This is a genomic window from [Mycoplasma] gypis (genome assembly GCF_016924775.1).
Lineage (GTDB): Bacteria > Bacillota_I > Bacilli_A > Mycoplasmatales > Metamycoplasmataceae > Metamycoplasma > Metamycoplasma gypis.
In genome coordinates this window covers 1-19,484 of record NZ_JAFFTD010000002.1, presented here as the reverse complement: position 1 = coordinate 19,484, position 19,484 = coordinate 1, and the positions used below count along the sequence as shown (strand labels likewise).

Genomic DNA, 19,484 nt, shown 5'->3' with positions numbered 1-19,484 from the left:
GCTATGATATTTATGCCATAAGAATGATAACCTTGTAACTTGGTCAGGATGGAAACATAGCAGCCATATCGAGAAGTGTCGTGTCTTGTGGTTTTTTGTTTAAGGAGACAAAAATGACAACAATAAATCGTGCATTAGTACCAATTTTTAATAAAAAAACTTCAAATCTTTTACTTTTTAAAAATCCTGAGTTTGTTATCTGAACTCAAATATATTCAAAAGAAGATTTTGAAAAAAACGACAATTTGGAACTTGAAGAATTAAATATTAATCCTACCGATTTTGATAAGCAAGTTTTTGGTGACGCTTTCATCGAAGACAAAATGTTTTTCATTAGTTCAACTAAAATATATGATCAAATTTTAAACCCTGGAGATACTTGAAATATGAAGGATGAAAAAAGTAATTTTGGGCATTCAAATGTCATTACATATTTACTTGAAAGATTTTCAACTCACTTAAATGAAAAACAACCACAGGCATGTTTTGTCTTAGTAGACATTGATCCTAAAACACCAAATTCTCTTCGCCCTTTCTATATTTGAGCTGACAAAAATATTGTTGAACAAGAATACCAAAATTCTTTAAATACAATGTCTGATGAATCACAAATTAAAATGACAAAATATATTAATGAAGTAGAATTGCCTAAAGCAAATAACATTTATTTAACTAATGAAGGTGTGAAAAATTATATAAAAAGAATAAAAATCTTTTCAGATCACTTCATTAGTGTTTCAAAAAAAGCTTAATTTTTAAAAATTTTTTCATTTTTTGAAATAAACAGAAGTTAACAATTTTGTTGTTAACTTTTTTTATATTTTTATGAGCAAAAATAATTACTTTTGCGATTTAAAAAATATTAATATTGGTGGATAAGCTAACTTTGTACATATCCAATTACATTTCTTTTATAAAAAAATACACATTCTTTTTTTAGAACGTTAACAAAAAAATTAATGACTTTTTTAGCCGAGGCCAAAGAGTAACTATTATCAAAAAAACGGTAAAAAAAAATGGCGATCGCGGCGGGACTCGAACCCACGACCACATGCTTAGAAGGCACGTACTCTATCCAGCTGAGCTACGCGACCATTTTGTTTATATTTTAACACAATAGCTTAAAATGTCCATGTTTTTAAGCGATGTAATTATATTTTAATATGTTTTTATAAAAATTGATGAAAAAATATAAACTTTTTTTACACACTAAATAAATTCTTAATTTTTTTCGCAATTTTTTCACTAACAACTTCCTTTAATTCTTCTTCGCTTGCATTATAAATTGCAGAATATGAACCAAACTTTTCTAGTAATTTTTCTTCTGTTTTAAACCCAATTCCATCAATCGAAACAAGGCTTGTTTCCAAACTTTTAGAAAGAGATTTTTTAGCTTGAAATCTTTTAGCATTTCGGTCAACTTCTTCTTGAATGTTTGCTAAAAAATTATATAAATCCTTATCTTTTATCGGAATTTTTTTGCCCTCGCTGTTAACGATATGATCAGTTTTATGGTTATCATTTTTTACAAGACCAATCAAATCTACATTTCAATCATGGACTCTCAAAATTCTTTTTACTTCGTTAATATGAGCTAAACCACCATCAATTATTATTAGACTAGGTTTTTTGTCTTTTTCTTGACTAATAAACTTAGTAACAGCTTGTTTCATATATTCAACATCTGCTTTACGGTCTTGTTTTACTTCAAGATTAAAGCGACGATTTTGAGATTTAAAAAGTTGCCCTTCTCAAATTCTTAACACTGCACAAACAGGGTTTGTATTCGAAAAATGTGAGTTATCAAAAATAACAATATCACTTGCATTATTAATATTTAATATATCTTCTAATTTTTTTATATTGGCGATTGTTTTGGTTTCAAAGTTATTTAGTTTTTGAATTTCAATGTCTTTTTTACTGTCAACATTTGTTTTAAGGGTTTGTAAAATATCAAAAAATTGACCTTTTGTTGGAAAGGATGTTTTAATTGTTGAAACAATATCAAAATGACTTTGACTCAATTCTTGATTCATAATAATCAATTTAGGAATTTCATTTTTTGAATAATAAATATTTAAGAAACTATTAATTGTTTCTTCAGCGCTAAAAACAATATTTATGGCTTGAGTTTGTGAATTTAGAAGTGTTCCAAAACGATAAGTTGCAATACCGCTTACAATGTAATCACCAAAAGTCTCAAAATAGAAAATATCAACATTTTCATAATTTTGCAGTTCAATTAGTTGTTTTTGTTGAATTTTACTTACTGTCTCAATAAGACGTTTATACATTAACGCTTCTTCAAATTGAAAGCTTTTTGCACTTAAATTCATTTGATTAGTTAACTCATTAATAAAATTTTTATCTTTAAAAAGTAAAATTTCTTTAATCTTTTCAAAAGATTTATTTCAATATTCTTGTGTTTCTTCTTCAATTAAAAAACCATCGCGATACAAAATTTTACTTTCTAAATATTTTTTTAAATCGGTGGCTCCATAGCCAACTGGAAGCGGTCCATAATAAATAGAATTAGCTTCTTTTTTATATTTTCAAACTCTTTGAATTGTAATTTTATTAGTAAGTGAAATTTTTAAGTAAGGATATTTTTTATCATCTAAAAGTAGAATATTATATTTAGGACGATGTTTTGCAATTGATAGTTGTTCGTAAATAAGAGCTTCTTTTTCATTATTGAATGTCACAAATTCAAAACTAAAAATCTCTTCGACTAATTTCGAAGTTTTATATGAATTTAAAGAGCCTAAAAAATATTGCTTCATCCGTTTTTTTAAGTTTTTAGCCTTACCAATGTATATAATTTCACCATTTTTGTCCAGTCAAAAATATACACCCGGTAGTTCTACAACAACATCTAAATCATTAATTGTCATATCTTGTCCTTTTAAATTTTACCAATGTTTTTAAAGATAATAAAAAAGCAACAGTGTTGCTTTTAATTTTAATCTTTTAAAATTGAAAATAATCTTAATAATTCCATTACTAAAGAATAGTAGTAAACATATAATGAAAAACCAAAATAAATTGAAAGATTTAATATTTCACGGTTATCTAGCTGTTGGATGTTATCAGAATAACTTTTAATTTGTCTAAATTGTACCCCAATAAAAATCAAACTTGCTAGTACAAATAAAGTTGCATATATTGAATACAACTTGTAGTCACGAAAAGTTGTAAACATCAAAATGATCATAAAAATTAATGATGCAAAAAATAAAATTGAACCTACTCAAAGATATTTTTCAAATTTAATAACACCCGTATAAGCTAAAATCCCTATAATAGCAATTGCTAATAATGGAATTAAGAAAGCAAGCATTACTTGATTTATATTTAAATTAGTATAAGCTTGTAATGAGAATGTAAAAAATGTCAATGTTATTGTGCTTACTACAATATAAAATCCATACATAACAGAATGAACTATCGGATTTAACTTGCGGGGTCCTTTTAATGGCATTAACATTGATAAAATGAATGAAATAATAATTTGAGAAACAACCGCTACAATGAATATTATGAATAATGTTGATGGGTCAAAAGCAAGAAATTTAGCCATTAAAGCTTTGCTTAAGGGTAAAAGTCCAGCAATTACAAAGCAAAACATTGCTCCTAATCCAAATCAAAACACTGAAAGACCAAGTAACTTGTTAAAAATTAGTGATTTTTCAGTTTTTTGAACATTGTATGAAACATTGTTAAAATCAGAATCATAATCGTACATTTTTGTCCTTTCTATTTAAAAATTATATTACTGTTGATTTTTTTTATAAACTTTTGACAATTTAGACAAGTAGTAATTTAATGTTGATTTAGATCTTACTAAATTTTCTTTACTTAATTTCTCCACTAATTCAGATAAGCTTAAATCAGGATTTTCCCGTTTTATTTTGAAAAAAAGTAATTGTTCGGCACTAAATTCGTGTTCAAGTTTATGTTCTAAGATAAAATCATATTCTTCAAAAAATTTCATATTTGAAATGGCAATTTTTTCTTGATTATAATAATCAAAATTTGTTAATCGATTAATTGAATTTGAAAAATCACGATTAATTTTTGTTTCTTCAAATTTCATATATGACTGAGGTGCTTTAATAGCTTTCAAGAAATCGCAGATATTTTCAACTTTTTTAATATATAAAATATAGTGGTTACGGCGTTTTAAAACTTTAAAATCTAAACCATAGCCATTAATGATATCCCTTATTTCATGTGCGTTTTGTTCATCTGAAAATTTGATTTCAAGATGATATGTTGTTGAATCAACATCAGAAATACTACCTGTTGTTAAAAATATTGCTCCAAAAAAATCACTTTGTTTTTTAAAAGGTTTTTTTAAAAATTCTTCATTTGCAAAAAAATGAATTTGATTTTTTTTAGGATTAGTAAATTGAATATTTTGATTTTGCAGAATATGAATAATAAAATCAAAAATTTCACTATTATGCACTGTTAATAAACACTCTTTTGAATCTTTTTGAGTGTATAAAAAACCATTGATAAAATTAATTGCCAATGAAGAAGTGATTTTTTGTTTAATTATTTCTTCTTTAATCTCCATGCTAAATGTTTTTTCACTCATAAAAACTCCGTCTTGTTTTTTTTATAATTATAAATAATTAATCAATGAATAATAAAAAATGGCCGGTAGTAAGGGATTTGAACCCTTGAACGCATTTTTTGCGTTATTTGTTTTCGAGACAAACCTCTTCAGCCACTCGAGCAACTACCGACTTGATATTAAATAATTATAATACATGTTTTTTATTTTTATGAAAACCACAAATTAAAATATAATTTAAAATGTTATTAGCTTATCTAATTAAGTTAATGTTGGAATATAAAAAGCTTATTATAAGCAGAATAGGAAGTAATAATGAGTTTAAAAGCCGGAATTGTCGGGTTGCCTAACGTAGGTAAAAGTACTTTATTTAATGCTTTGACTTTAAATGAAGCGGAAGCACAAAATTATGCTTTCACAACAATTGAGCCCAATATCGCAATTGTTAAATTAAATGATCCTCGTCTTGTTGAAATTGCCAAATTAGCAAAAACTACAAATATAATTCCTGCAACATTTACATTTGTTGATATTGCTGGTCTTGTAAAAGGAGCAAGTAAGGGAGAAGGATTAGGAAATAAATTCTTAGCTAATATCCGCGAAGTTGATGCTATTGTTCATGTTGTCAGATGTTTTGAAGATACTAATATAATGCATGTTAGCGGAAAAGTAGATCCAATTGATGATGTTAAAGTTATTAATTTAGAATTAATTCTTGCTGATTTGCAAACTGTAGAAAATGTAATTAATAGAATTGGCAAAAAAGCACAAAACTCAGGTGATAAAGATCTAAAAAAAGAGTTTGAAATTGCTAAAAAAATTAAGTCACACCTTGAAGAAGAAAAAAGTGCTCGTGAATTAGAACTTGATGAAGATGAAAAGAAAATCATTAAATCATGACAACTTTTAACCTTAAAACCAATCATCTACGTTGCTAATCTAAAACAAGATGAAATTGGAAATCTTGAAAATGCCCAACATTTTCAAGCATTAAAAGCACATTTAAATCTTACAAACGACCTTTTAATCCCAGTTTGTGTGTCATTAGAGTATGAAATTTCAAAATTTGAAGATCTTGATGATAAAAAAATGTTTTTATCAGAATATAATATAGATGAGAGTGGTTTAGACACTCTCGTTCAAAACACATTTTCGCTTCTTAAACAAAAAACATATTTCACTGCCGGTGAAATCGAAGCAAGAGCGTGGGTTTTCACTGATGGCCAAAATGCAGCTGAGTGTGCAGGGATAATACACACTGATTTCGAAAAGAAATTTGTTAAAGCTGAAGTAATTGCTTATGATGACTATATTGCTTATGGTGGTGAACAAAAAGCCAAAGAACAAGGTAAAATGCGTTTAGAAGGTAAAACCTATTTAATGCAAGACGGAGATGTGTGTTACTTTAAAATTGCTAAATAATTTTCTCCATATTTAGCATCCTTTCTTTAAACAGAATACAAAAAACATTAATTTTTAAATTGCTAAAAATTAAGAGGGTTAGTTTAGTGGCAAAACTAAGGACTCCAAACCCTTCGTCACAGGTTCGAATCCTGTACCCTCTGCCAAATCGTTTAGATTCGGCCTTAAAGATCTTAATTAACGATCTTGTATCAGTTATTTAAAATTATCAAAAAACGAACCGACTTGCTGACGGTTCGTTTATTTTTTTTATTCTTCTTCTAAATTTAAATCTTCAGAAGAATTTTGATGATCTTGATTTGCTAGAAATTTTGATTTTAAAATCATTGCTTTTGATGATTTTGTTTGTTTGTCTAAATTTTTGATTAAATTTTTGATAAATTTACGCACATTTTTCACATCATGCTTTTGTTTTTTAACAAGATTATAAACAACAATTTCATCATTAATTTTGTCAAATTTAATTCCGAGTCATTCATTGTTGTCAAAATAAATTTTATAAACATATTGGCTTTCAAATGAACGATATGTTGTCATTGGTTCATTATTATTAACAAAACGTCCTGAAATTTGTTTTAAATTTTGAATTATTTCTAAAAACTCTTTTAAATGTTGACGCGAAATTGGATAATGATAAATATCTAATTTTTCGTTACCATACAACTTATCTAAGTCACGTTTTACTTGTGAAAAAGTTTTTTTCTGAGTGTTAAAATAATTTAACATTTCTAAAATAATGACAAACGACATCAACCCATTATTTTGAATCATATAAGGTTTTTTGACAAAAAGACGCCCATCTTCATCAATATTCATGAAGTAACTTTTTTCAATACGATAATCGCGATCACTTAAAAATATGCGTTTGGTCATATTTTTAAAATATTTTTCATCAAGTTTAAATAAATTATTACGCGAAAATAAACTTAAAAAGATGTTTTCATAACGAAGATTTTTTTGGTTCATTTTCATCTCTTTACCAATAAATTCAAGATATGCCATGAATAGATCGTTATTATCGATTCGTTTATAGAAAGAACCAAAAGTTTTTTCGTAAACAACTAAATTTTTACCTTCTTCAGTAAATTCAAAAATATAATTTTGGGTTTTATCGTGTGAATGAATAAAAGCAAATTTTTTGAAAAATAATTTTTTATTGACTGAATGATTATTTTTTTTGATGAAACGATAGCTATAATCCATCTTCCCTAAAATTTTTTGAACAAAATAATTGGTTGAAGGGTTAGAAACAACGCTAACTTTTAATTTTTTATTGTCAAAAGAACGTACTTGTAATTTTAAAATTTCATCAACATATTCATAAACTAACATATCGATTTTTAAATAATTAAAATCGTCGCTTAATGTTCTTGTAAAGAAAATATTAACATCGTTTAAATATAGATTATAAATTGTATCGATTTTTTGGCTTGGTAAACGTTTAACTTTATTTTCATAAATATAAAGGGCTTTTTGTTCATGTGAGCGAGAAAAGTTACTAAAGTAAATAAGATTATCAATTTCTTCAACTTTTTGTAAAGCGAAAAAACAAAAATCATTAGTAACATTTACATTACGTTCAAATAAATAAACCTTAATATTTGAAGCCATTAATACTTCACCGAATTGAATCATGAAATTATTAAATTCTTTAGAAGAACCATCGGTTGCAATTAGCACTTTAACTTCGTGAAGGTTTTTGTGTAAGGTTTTTAAATAGAATACATAAGCTTGAGCTATTCCCCGCACTGTTGCTTCATTAAATTTATTGAATCCATAACCAACTTCAGCAACAAATGTCCCTTCATTTAGTTTAATATCTTGAAAAAATTCTGAATCAATTGTATCGGTTCTGTGTTTCTTGATTTCAAATAAAGCTTTTTTGTTTTTGGCAAAAAAATCTAATCATGAATTAAAATCTTTTTTCATTTTGCTTCCTAATCATTATCTTCAAAGTTTGAGTGGTACATTTTTTCATACATACCTTTTTGTGCTAACAATTCTTTATGTGAACCTTTTTCAATAATTTCACCATTATTAATTACTAAAATACATGTAGCATTAACAATTGTTGAAAGACGGTGAGCAATAACAAATGAAGTTTTACCTTGCATTAAATTCAACATAGCTTTTTGAATGTTTTGTTCAGTGTGAACATCGACATTAGATGTAGCCTCATCTAAAATTAAAATATCTTTGTTTGATAGTATTGCTCTTGCTATTGCAATTAATTGTCTTTCCCCTTGTGAAAGGATTGTACCATTTTGGTCGATTACTGTATCATAACCTTTTTCCAATTTCATAATAAATTCATCAGCATGAGCCATTTTTGAAGCATTAATAATCTGTTCTCTTGATGCTTCTAAATTTCCATATCTTAAATTTTCTAAAATAGTTCCTTTGAATAAGTATGTATCTTGTAAAACAACAGAAATTTTATCTCTTCATGAACTTTCACTAATTGTTGAAATGTCAATATCGTCAATTTTAATTGTTCCGCTTAATGGTTGATAGAATTTTGAAAGTAAGTTAACAATTGTGGTTTTACCCGCTCCAGTTGGGCCGACTATAGCAATACTTTGACCTTTTTTAGCTCAAAATGTTGCATGTTTTAGTTGTAAATTTTTAGGGTCGTCAGTATATGAAAAATCAACATTTTCAAATTTTACATCTCCCTTAATATTCCCTATGGTGTTTAATTTTGAATTGTCAATTATTGGTTTTAATTCAAGCAATTCTTGAACTCTTGAACTTGAAGCAATACCCATTTGAATGGTGGTAAAAATATTCATTGTTTGAATAAATTGACTGGTGAACATAACAAGATAGATTCTAATTACTGAAAGAGAACCAATTGTTAAATATCCATTACCTCCGTTAATTCCTTTTAAAACAAAAATTGAACCAATTGCAATAGCTATCATTTGAATTGCCATTGAAGCAAAGTTTGAATATGGGAAGGTAATTCCTGAATAAATCCCCGCTTTCATTGCTGGTTTTACTAAATCATCATTATATTGTTTAAATCTTAAATCGACATCTTCAATACGATTGAATGAATTAATAATATGTTGTCCTTTAATAATTTCTTCAACAAAACCATTAACAGCTGATAGGCTATCTTGTTGTTTACGAAACATTGGCATTGCTTTTTTAACGAAAATAATTAAAAATGAATAAAGAATAGGTAATAAACCTAATGTTATTAAACCTAAATAAGGTGAGTATATAAAGACAAAAATCAAACATAAAACTGTATAACAAAGTGTCAGCATTGTTTGCGAAATGAATGAAAGCAATCCATAAGCAACGTTGTCAATGTCATTACTTAATGTCGACATTAGTCTTCCACTATTTTTCTTTTCAAAATAACTAAGTGGCATTTTCATTAAAGAATCATAAGCTTTTTGACGCATTTGAGATGCTGTTCGAAAAGCCATTTTTACTGAAAATCAGTTTGTAATTAAAATAAATAATTGTCCTAATGCATAACAAATTACTAAGTAGATAAGCATCAGGATAAATCCTTTTTCATCAAAGTTTAATAATTTAGCTGGATGAAAGTAATTATCAAAGATATAACCAGTTAAATAGTTTGCGCCGATTACCGCTGAACATGAAATAAAACTAATAATAAAAATAAAGAAAATTTTGGTTTTTTTCGGATCAAAGAAATTAATTAATTTTTTTAATTCTTGTCAATAATTAATCTTTTTATCCGACTTATGATTGGATAAATGAAATTTGGGCATTATTGATCTCCTAACTGCGATTTAGCGACTTCTGAATAATATTTATTAGTTTTTAATAAGTTTTCGTGGCTATCAAAACCGGTTATTTTTCCATCCTCAATAACAAGGATCTTGTCACATTCGATAATTGAACTTAATTTTTGTGAAATGATAATTGTTGTTAAATTATTAAAATATTTTTTAATATTTGTTCTAACCAACTTATCAGTCTTGTTATCAAGTGCTGAAGTTGAGTCATCAAAGATTAAAATTTTAGGATCTTTTAATAAAGCTTGAGCAATAAAAAGTCTTTGACGTTGACCACCACTTAAGTTAGTAGCACCCTGACTAATTGGGTGGTCTAATTTATCACTAAATTTATAAACAAATTCATGAGCTCCTGCTATTTTTAATGCTTTTTCAATTTCTTCTTCGGTTGCTTCTGGATTAGCAAAAAGCATATTGCTTTTAATTGTTCCTGAAAGTAAGAAAGGCTTTTGATATACATAACTAATAGCTTTATTGATATTTTGTTGATTATATTCTTGAATATTTTGATTGTCAATTTCAATTGAACCTTGAATAATATCTCAGTCATGAGCAATAACATGAGCTATTGAGCTTTTTCCTGAACCAGTTGGTCCGATAATTCCAATTGTTTGACCATTTTGAATTTCAAAATTTAAATTTTGTAAAACATATTCGGGGGAATCATTAAAGTATTTAAAATAAACATCTTTAAAAATAATATTTCCACCTTGGATTTGTTTTTTATTGTCTGCGTTAGTTTTTAAATCATTTTCTAAATCCATAATTGCTCAGATACGTTTAGCTGAAACTTGACTTCTAAAGAAGAATACTGAAACGAAAATTGACATAATTAAACCGTTCGAAACAGTTCATAAATAACCAACAAAGGCATTAATTGATGTTAAATAATTTAAATAATTTTGTACTTCTTTTTCAAGTGCTTCTTGTCCAGCAAGAAAAGCAGCTTGAAAGTCAGGACGAATTGATTTAGAACCAGCAATTCCTAAAATTATTACAGTACATATTTGAATAATCAGTGTAACAACAGGAATAGCGATATTTTGAATTAGATTACCTTTGATTGAAATTCCCAATCAATAATCATTTGCTTTTAAAAATTTTTGTTTTTGATTAGCTTCAAGATTGAATGATTTAATAACTTTAATTCCATTAATATTTTCTTGGCTTTCAAGGTTAATTTGATCCAAACCTTGTTGTTGTTTTTTAAAGTATGGAATTCCTTTAATTGCCACAATTACTGCAACAGCAAGAAGCAGTGGCACCAATACACCCATTGAAATCGAAAATTTTAAGTTTGTCATTAAGGCAAAAATCAAACCACCAATAAAATAGATTGGCCCAAGAATCATGGTTCTTAAGGCTGTTAGAGAACCTTCTTGAATTCTTGCAATATCACTAGTAAATGAGGTTAATAATTTTGAATGTGAGATTTCATTAATTTTTTTAGCGTTTAATCTTTGAACATGATAGAACAAGTTTGCTCTTAAGTTTTTCGCTGCATTAACAGCAATAACGTTAGCAAGTGATGAAGCACCCACACCTAATAGCATTCCCACAAAAAGTGAGACTAAAAAGATGATTGAGACTGAAGTTATTGCTTGATATGGTGAATCATATTGAAGATAAACCACATGAATAATATCAACAGTTATTTTGACATCATGTCCTTCCGAAGCTGCATAAGCTCCAACTTGAGCAATAAGTTGCGCAATTAAGTTAGGGAATAAAAGAAAAATAATAACTTGTCCTATTGTCATTAAGACAGTTAATAGTGAAAGTCATTTATACTTTGTTGAAAGTATTTTTCAAACACGAAACATATTACTCCTTTCTATTTTTATTTTTTGAATTTAAACACTGGTTTTGGTCTTTTTATTAAAACAAAATCAGTAATTTGATTTTTTTGATTTTTTTGATTTTGAATATAGTTTGTAATTAATTTGTGAATAAAGTATATAGGTATAATTATTGCAATTAATCCATATGCATAACCATTTAGTGTTGAGTATTTAGCAAATTCTGGCAATAAATTAAATACAGTTGCGATTGGTGTTACATAAGTTACTAATAACAAGAAGAAAATTGAAAAGATTACCGAAGCATACACTTTTCAATAGTAAAGTGGGTTAGAAATAAATACTGACTTGGTTGACATTAAGTTCAAAGTATTAAATGTTGCACCGATTCCAATTACTAAGAAGGCAACTGTTGAACCTGCATTAACAAAACTTTGTGGTTGCATTCCTTCTACATTGCCATATAAAACTCAAGCTGCTCCAAGGTAGTAACCCACTAAAGATAATATTCCAATAAAAATTCCTTGTCAAAGAGTATTTCAACCCATTTGACGTGCAAAGATTGATTCAAATTTTGAATATGGTCTTTGATTCATGTAATTTTCTTTAGTTTCTTGTAAACCTAATGCGATTGCTGGAAAACCATGAGTAAATAAATTAATTCATAATAATTGAGTTGCTGAAAGAATGAAGAATTCAAAACTTGGATCAGCAGCTGAAATTTCATTTATTTTAGTGTTAAATATTGCTCTAAAAATTAAAATTCCAAAGAAAACTAGAACGATTTCTGCAATCGATGTAATCAGTAAGTTTTGAATTACGTTTCGAATTCTTTGATAAATTGATCTACCATTTTCAACAGCGTTAACAACAGTAGCAAAATTATCGTCAACTAAAATTAAATCAGCGGCTTGTTTTGAAACTTCAGTACCGGTAATGCCCATTGCACAACCAATATCACTCGCTTTTAGGGCAGGAGCATCATTAACACCATCTCCTGTCATAGCAACAACTTGATCTTTTTGTTGTCACATTTTAACAATTCGAATTTTATCCTTTGGTGCTACACGAGCAAAAACTGAATATCTTTCAATGTTTTCAAATAATTCATCATCACCTAGAGATTCTAAATCTTTACCAGTAATTGCTAAATCACCGTCTTTATAAATTCCTAAATCTTTTGCAATAGCAATTGCAGTGACAAGATTATCTCCTGTAATCATAACCGGTTTTATTCCTGCTTTTTTACATTTTGCAATTGCTTCTTTAGAACTTTGTCTTGGTGGATCTATCATTGCAACAAGACCTTTAAAATCAAGTGAGTGTTCTAAATTTTGTTCAGTTAACATATCCAGATTTTCAACTTCTTGATCAGTTAATCTTCTGGTTGCGAGTCCTAAAACTCTAAAACCATTTTGAGCTCACATGCTATTAATTTGTTCATACTCTTGAACGTTTTTATCATTAACAAGATTGAAAATCATTTCTGGTGCACCCTTGACAATTAAGAAGTGTTTACCTTCAATGATATTTATGGTTGACATTAATTTTCTGTCACTGTCAAATGGAAATGACTTAACTCTTTGATAATCGTTTTTTAGTTCACTTGCGTGACGTGAAGTAATGTTTTTAACAGCATATAATAAAGCTGTTTCAGTTGGATCACCAACCTCTTCAATTTGTCCATCTTCTTTGAAAGCTAAATTAGCATCAGTACATAAAGCAAACAATGTTGAAAGAATTTTAAACTTATCATTATTTTGGCTTTCAGTCATTTTGCTATTTGTGCTTGCGTCATAATAATCAACAACTGTCATTTTATTTTGAGTTAGTGTTCCGGTTTTATCAGAACAAATAACAGCAGTTGATCCTAATGTTTCAACAGCCATTAATGATTTAACAATTGCTTTTTGTTTTGCCATTGCTCTTACGCTTAAAGAAAGAATAATTGTTGTAAAAGCAACTAATCCTTCAGGAATTGCGGCAACAGCAAGTGAAATTGAGTTAACTAAACTTGAACTTCAAAATGAAGGTTCACTGAATCCACTTTTGTTAGCAATCGCTTGAAAAATGAATTGAATAATTAATGAAACCGCAAATAAGACAATTCCCCCAATTCCAAATATTTTTCCAAGTTTGTTGATTTTTAGTTGCAGTGGTGTTAATTGATTTTCTTGCTCACTCAACATTTTTGAAATCTTACCAATTTCGGTTTGGTTTCCAATTTGAGTTACTAAAACTACTCCCCGTCCATTTGAAACAGCTGAAGAAGAAAATACTTTAAAATCTTGATCAGCTATTGGCAATTCAAAATTGTGTTCAGCTCGGAAATCTTTAGCAGAAGCTACTGATTCACCCGTTAGTGATGATTCAATGCAGAAAAGATTTTGTGAATCTAATAATATTCCGTCTGCTCCCACAATATCACCTGATTCAATAATCATAATGTCGCCAACTACTAAATCCTCAGAATTAATATTTCGCAATTGACCATCACGAATTACTTTTGAAGTCAGGGGTGACATATTTTTTAAAGCCTCGACAGCTTTTTGGGATTTAATTTCTTGAATCATACCAACAATAGCATTTGTCATTACAACAAATAAGATGATGAAGGGTTCGATAAAAGAAACAGTTAAACTTGTGTTTCACACTCAACTTGTGTGAATACCTTCGTAAATAGCTAATCCGAAAGAAATTAAAGTCGCAACAAGCAATAAAATAACCATTAAATCTTTGAATTGTTCAAGGTAAATAACAAATCAACTTTTTGCTTTGGCTTCTTTTAATTTGTTTTTTCCCGCTTCATTTTGCCTAATTTTAACTTCTTCAGAACTTAACCCTTTTGACGAATCGGTGTTTAGTCAATTATCTGAATTATTACTCATATAACCTCCTTGTATATAATTATTTTTAATATTAATAATTAATATTTATATATTTATATTAATTAAAAAATATATTTAAATTTTAGCACTTATAGAAATAATGTAATAGAATAATTATATGAATTTAAAAAATCTAAAATACTTTATTTTTGACTTGGATGGAACATTATTAAACTCACAAAAACAAATAGATCCAAGAACTTTACAAACAATTATCAACTTAAAAAAACAAGGAAAAAAATTCTCAATTAACACTGGAAGAACACCATTTTTATCACTGCAATTTATGGACCAAATCAAACCTGATTTTCCATGTTCATTCTGTAATGGTGCTTTAATTTATGATTGAAAAACAAAAACTTTTATTTCTAAAAATCAAATTGGAATTGAAGATGCAAAAAAAGCTTTCAATGTTTTAATTGAACAAAAAGCAACCACTTTAGTTTATACACAAGACAAAATTTATTACAAAAAATTTATGGATGAAAGTAAATGAATTCAATTCATTCAGAGAACAAACGATTTACTAGAGCCACAATATCGTGGAGAAGTAAAAGAAATTGATCTAAATACTTTCAAATTAGAAGACCATGAAGTTTATAAAATTATCTGTATTACTGATGAAGTTGTTGGTGACTTATCAGTGATTAGAAAAGAACTTGACGCATTAAAAGACTGCTATCCACTGCAATCAAACTCAGCAATTTTAGATATCATTCCAAAAAACATTGATAAGGGTACAGGACTTCAATACTTAGTTGACAATGGCTATGTAAATCTTGATGAAACATGTGTTTTTGGTGATGAAAACAATGATGTGCCAATGTTTAAAGTTGCTAAATATTCAACAGCACTAGGACAAGCACGTGACATCATTAAAGAACAAGTAACATTCGTAACCGAATCAAACGATAACAACGGAATCGGATTGTTCTTAGAAAAAACTGTTTAATTTTTATTCACAACCTTTTTCAAATTCGGAAAAGGTTTTTATTTTGAGAATATAATTTAAATTATTAAAAATTTTTAGGAGAAACTATGAAAATATACTTAGCTAAAAAGCATTCACCTTTTTATACTTTAACAATGGAAGAAATGCTTGTTAAAGATCCAGAACAAACTGATGATATTGTTTATTTTTATCAACATGAAAATGCTGTTATTATTGGAAGAAATCAAAACGTTTATGAAGAAGTAAAAATTGATGAATTAGAAAAAAATAATGTGGAATTATACCGTCGTTTAAGTGGTGGTGGTGCTGTTTATCACGACTTAGGAAATATTAATTTCAGTTTCATCACTAAAAAATCAGAAGGACAAAATTACGAAAAATTCTTACAACCCATTTTAGAATTTTTAAAATCTTTAGGAGTTAATGCTTACTTTAAGGGACGTAATGATTTAGTTATTGATGATTTAAAATTCTCAGGTAATGCTCAATTTATTTGAAAAGATAAAATTGTTCATCACGGAACATTGCTCTTTGATGCAAACCTTGAAAAATTAGGTAATTACTTAATTCCTTCAAAATTAAAAATGCAATCAAAAGGTATTAAAAGTGCAAGACAAAGAGTAACAAACATCAACGATACACTGCCTAATAAAATGTCAGTTAATCATTTTATTAACGGTCTTATTGGTTTCTTTGAAAAAAAATATGATTCAAAATTAGAAGAATTGCCTTCAAAATATGATCAAGAAATCAAAAAACTTGCTGAATATAAAAAATCAAAAGACTGAATTTTTAAAAAACAATTCCCATTCTCAGTAACTAATGAAGCAAAATATGATTCAGGAATTTTAAAAGTTAAATATTCAGTTAAAGAAAATCGCTTTGAAAATATTGTATTTGAAGGAGATTTTTTAGCTTTAACTGATCATGATGTTGTAAGAGATGCTTTAATTGGTAGCGAATATGATAAAAAAGAAACTACTAAAATTCTTGAAAAATTTGAAAATTTAAAAGAAATGTTTGGTGGTTTAACAATAGGAGAAATTGTTTTAACAATTTATGGAGAATAGAAAAATATTTAATATTTTTGGTGAACAAATTTATGCTTATTATGAACAAAGCAATAATAAAAAGAAAGTTTTGTTTATTCATGGATTTAACTCAACGTGATTAATGTGACGCGACTTCATCAAATATCCAAGAGACTATGACATAGCAATGTTAGATTTACCTGGTTGCGGTAAATCTACACACCACTATCAAATTTCGATTGAGTACTATCAAAAAGTAGTCGCTGAGTTTGTAAAACAAATTGGTTACGAAGGTTGCTTGGTTGTTACTCATAGTTTAGGTGCAGCAAGTGGTTTATATCTTGTTAACGAAAATCTTGCCAAATATGCGATTTTAACATCACCATTTAACTATGTATCTGACTTTTTTTCAGCGGGATGGTTATATCACTTTATGTATGATGTCAAAAAACCTATTCCAATGCCTAGAATGAATTTAAAAGCAATGACACCTCAAGCTAAAAATATTTTGTTTGAAACTTGCCGCGTAATGCTTAAAAAATACCGTTTTACACACTTAGCCTTAGATCAAATTTTAAATTATGACTATACATCAACAACAATTAAAGAGCTTTATTTAAAGACAAATAAATACGAGATGTGATCTGGTTTAGATGATGCTTACATCATGATTGATGATTTAAGAAAAATTTCCAAAGATGAAAATATTAAACTAATTGAATTTGCAAATGTTAATCACGGTTTTTGAAGACAAATTGATGCTATGCAAATTCAGCTTTGTTTAAAATTAATTCAAGAAAAAGTTAATGAATTAACTTCAGAATAATTAACCTCGCTTCGGCGAGATTTTTTATTCTTTTTATACTTCATTAGAAAATAAAAAAAGTCAAATTATTACTCATTATCAGTAATAATTTGACTTTAAAGACTTATTTTAAATATTGTTTTAAGTCTTCAACTTTATCTAGTTTTTCTCAACTAAAATTCTGATCTTTACGTCCAAAATGACCAAATGTTGCACTAGGTTCGTACTTGGCATTTTTTAAATCTAAAGTTTTAATGATTCCGTTTGTGGATAAATCAAAATGTTTATTAATAATATTAACAAATTCTTCATCACTTAATTTTGAAGTATTAAAGGAATTAACAAAAATTGACTGAGGATGAGGAAGACCAATTGCAAAAGAAAGTTGCAATTCAAATTCTTTTGCTAATCCTGCGGCAACAATATTTTTGGCAACATATCTTGCCATGTAAGCTGCTGAACGATCAATTTTTGTGTAATCCTTTCCTGAAAAAGCTCCACCACCGTGATGAGCTTTTCCACCATATGTGTCCACAATAATTTTTCTTCCAGTTAACCCTGTATCTCCGATTGGACCACCGATTACAAAACGTCCTGTTGGATTAAATAAAAATTCATAGTCATTATTTAAGTTAAATTGACTTAAAACATAATCTACAACTTTTTCTTTAACATCTTTTTTAAATTTAATTAAGTCAGTATCTTCACGGTGTTGAATAGACATTAAAATTTTATCCACAGTAATTTTGTTATCTTCATAAACAACGGTAACTTGGCTTTTCATATCACTTTTTGCATGTTTTAATTTATTTTCACGACGTAGTAACTCAGCTCTCTTAACTAACTCATGAGCTAAAACAATACTTAAAGGCATATAAACATCTGTTTCATCACATGCATAACCAAAAATAATTCCTTGGTCTCCTGCCCCTATTAACTCTGAATCTTTTTTATCAACTCCCATTGAAATATCTGGACTTTGTGAGTTAATTGCACTAATAATTGAAAAATCATTTTCACTATAACCTAGTTTTTTAACAACTTTTCAGGCAATAGAAACTAAGTCCACATATGTCTTTGTTGTAATTTCTCCCCCAATAACAATTAAACGGTTGGTAGCAAATACTTCGCAAGCTACCCTTGCATCTTTATCTTTTGCTAAAATAGCATCTAAAACTGCATCAGAAATTTGGTCACACATCTTATCTGGATGTCCTGCACCAACACTTTCTGAAGTAAAATATCTTTTCATAAATAAAACTCTCCTAATTTGCATTAAGAGAGTTGCTTAAATAAGGAATAAACATGTTAGGTTTAAACCCCTAGCTATCCACCTTGCATTATGTAGGTTGGCATGCTTCTTAGCAGCTAAGCTCAGCAACTCTCTATGTTTGTGTATAAAAATATTATAAAACAAAGAGTTGAAAAGTTAAGCCTTTAAATAAACATTTTTTCAAGTAAAGCTTTTTTGATTGCTTCTTGCTTTTCTTTTTTTGATTCATAAAGCTGAATCAATCTATCAAGTTTTTGGAAGAATGAACCAATTTTTTGCTGCTCGGATAGCGAAGGGAATTTTATATCAATAAAGCAAAAATCTTTGTAGTATAAATGTGGTATTGTTGTCCCTAAAATAAATCGACTAAAATTTATTAATCCAATAATTTCTTTCAAGAAATAAATATCGGATTTTTTTGGTAATATCGCAATCATTGTTCCAAGTATATTAGTTTTTCCGGGTAATACTCTAGTTCTACCAGCTCCAGCACCATCTTTTATGAATGAAATATATTTTGTATCACTAATAGACGAATCATAAAATCCTATTTTTTCATTAGCATCATAAACAGGTACAGAAGATTTAAAAGAAAGTTTTTCTTTTATTAGTGTGGAAGACACATAAAAAGCATTTTCATCTATATTGCTTTTCTTTCATTCTTCATTAAATCCCTTAAATCTTATTTCTGGGATTTTTTTATTATTTTCAGGAAACATTTTTTTCAGTAAAAAATTCTTTACTGACCGCATTTTCTCAGTCTTTTGTTCAGTGTTTTTGAGTAAAATATCAATATTTTGAAATAGTGAACCAATTTTTTGTTGTTCTTTTTCAATTGGATAGAAAAATTTAAAATCTTTTATTTCTGACGAACTGGTTTTTTTACCTTGTCTTATTCCATAAGTTATTGATTTTAATGACTTAATAAAATCTTCACTCATAAAGAAATATTT

General features: G+C 27.9%; 14 protein-coding genes, 3 tRNA genes and 1 other RNA gene. 7 read left to right on the top strand and 11 right to left on the bottom strand.

Annotated elements, in window-relative coordinates; genetic code table 4:
- Positions 1–7: 7 nt before the first annotated feature.
- Positions 8–104, top strand: an RNA gene (gene ffs / locus JV175_RS01795) — signal recognition particle sRNA small type.
- A 9-nt stretch (positions 105–113) separates the two neighbouring features.
- The gene (locus tag JV175_RS01790) at positions 114–752 is read left to right on the top strand and encodes a hypothetical protein (protein WP_205498742.1); all 639 of its coding nucleotides are present in this window, start codon (positions 114–116) and stop codon (positions 750–752) included.
- Between the two features lie 265 nt (positions 753–1,017).
- On the opposite strand, the gene JV175_RS01785 is transcribed toward JV175_RS01790, so the two are convergent.
- From JV175_RS01785 to JV175_RS01765, 5 genes are all read right to left on the bottom strand, one after another.
- Positions 1,018–1,094 (bottom strand) — tRNA-Arg (locus JV175_RS01785).
- A gap of 108 nt (positions 1,095–1,202) precedes the next feature.
- The gene (locus tag JV175_RS04365) at positions 1,203–2,894 is read right to left on the bottom strand and encodes a GIY-YIG nuclease family protein (protein WP_205498740.1); all 1,692 of its coding nucleotides are present in this window, start codon (positions 2,892–2,894) and stop codon (positions 1,203–1,205) included.
- 68 nt (positions 2,895–2,962) lie between these two features.
- Positions 2,963–3,745, bottom strand: a complete 783-nt coding sequence (locus JV175_RS01775) for an MAG0110 family membrane protein (protein WP_205498738.1) — start codon at positions 3,743–3,745, stop codon at positions 2,963–2,965.
- A 27-nt stretch (positions 3,746–3,772) separates the two neighbouring features.
- Positions 3,773–4,603 (bottom strand): DNA-binding protein WhiA, encoded by an 831-nt coding sequence (whiA, locus tag JV175_RS01770; protein WP_205498736.1) that lies wholly within the window; start codon positions 4,601–4,603, stop codon positions 3,773–3,775.
- Positions 4,604–4,662: 59 nt separating this feature from the next.
- Positions 4,663–4,753: transfer RNA gene (locus tag JV175_RS01765), tRNA-Ser, on the bottom strand.
- A gap of 144 nt (positions 4,754–4,897) precedes the next feature.
- Here JV175_RS01765 and ychF point away from each other — a divergent pair.
- A complete protein-coding gene (gene ychF, locus JV175_RS01760; protein ID WP_205498734.1) occupies positions 4,898–6,004 on the top strand; it encodes a redox-regulated ATPase YchF in 1,107 nt (368 codons plus the stop codon).
- 72 nt (positions 6,005–6,076) lie between these two features.
- A tRNA-Trp gene (locus JV175_RS01755) sits at positions 6,077–6,150 on the top strand.
- Positions 6,151–6,253: 103 nt separating this feature from the next.
- Here JV175_RS01755 and JV175_RS01750 read toward each other — a convergent pair.
- Genes JV175_RS01750 through JV175_RS01735 form a run of 4 tightly spaced genes read right to left on the bottom strand, consistent with a single transcriptional unit; the run spans position 6,254 to position 14,470 of the window.
- Positions 6,254–7,933 carry a hypothetical protein gene (locus tag JV175_RS01750; protein ID WP_205498732.1) on the bottom strand — a complete coding sequence of 560 codons (1,680 nt, stop codon included), beginning with the start codon at positions 7,931–7,933 and terminating at the stop codon, positions 6,254–6,256.
- A gap of 8 nt (positions 7,934–7,941) precedes the next feature.
- Positions 7,942–9,756, bottom strand: coding sequence for an ABC transporter ATP-binding protein (locus JV175_RS04360; RefSeq protein WP_205498730.1), 1,815 nt, complete (start codon positions 9,754–9,756; stop codon positions 7,942–7,944).
- Positions 9,756–11,606, bottom strand: coding sequence for an ABC transporter ATP-binding protein (locus JV175_RS04355; protein ID WP_205498728.1), 1,851 nt, complete (start codon positions 11,604–11,606; stop codon positions 9,756–9,758). Before JV175_RS04355 ends, JV175_RS04360 begins: the two co-directional genes overlap by 1 nt.
- 17 nt (positions 11,607–11,623) lie before the next feature.
- Positions 11,624–14,470, bottom strand: a complete 2,847-nt coding sequence (locus JV175_RS01735; RefSeq protein ID WP_205498726.1) for a cation-translocating P-type ATPase — start codon at positions 14,468–14,470, stop codon at positions 11,624–11,626.
- Positions 14,471–14,588: 118 nt separating this feature from the next.
- Between JV175_RS01735 and JV175_RS01730 the strand changes: the two genes are divergently transcribed.
- The 3 genes from JV175_RS01730 (at position 14,589) to JV175_RS01720 (ending at position 17,279) form a co-directional block, all read left to right on the top strand.
- Positions 14,589–15,422 (top strand): HAD family hydrolase, encoded by an 834-nt coding sequence (locus JV175_RS01730; protein WP_205498724.1) that lies wholly within the window; start codon positions 14,589–14,591, stop codon positions 15,420–15,422.
- Positions 15,423–15,508: 86 nt separating this feature from the next.
- Positions 15,509–16,492: a lipoate--protein ligase gene (gene lplA / locus JV175_RS01725; RefSeq protein WP_205498723.1), complete on the top strand. Its 984-nt coding sequence runs from the start codon at positions 15,509–15,511 to the stop codon at positions 16,490–16,492.
- Positions 16,482–17,279, top strand: a complete 798-nt coding sequence (locus tag JV175_RS01720; RefSeq protein ID WP_205498721.1) for an alpha/beta fold hydrolase — start codon at positions 16,482–16,484, stop codon at positions 17,277–17,279. Before lplA ends, JV175_RS01720 begins: the two co-directional genes overlap by 11 nt.
- Before the next feature lie 103 nt (positions 17,280–17,382).
- Here JV175_RS01720 and metK read toward each other — a convergent pair whose 3' ends face one another.
- On the bottom strand, positions 17,383–18,510 hold the full coding sequence (gene metK, locus JV175_RS01715) for a methionine adenosyltransferase (protein WP_205498719.1): 1,128 nt from the start codon (positions 18,508–18,510) through the stop codon (positions 17,383–17,385).
- A 185-nt stretch (positions 18,511–18,695) separates the two neighbouring features.
- A partial coding sequence (locus JV175_RS01710) for a restriction endonuclease subunit S (protein ID WP_205498717.1) occupies positions 18,696–19,484 on the bottom strand: 789 nt, incomplete at its 5' end.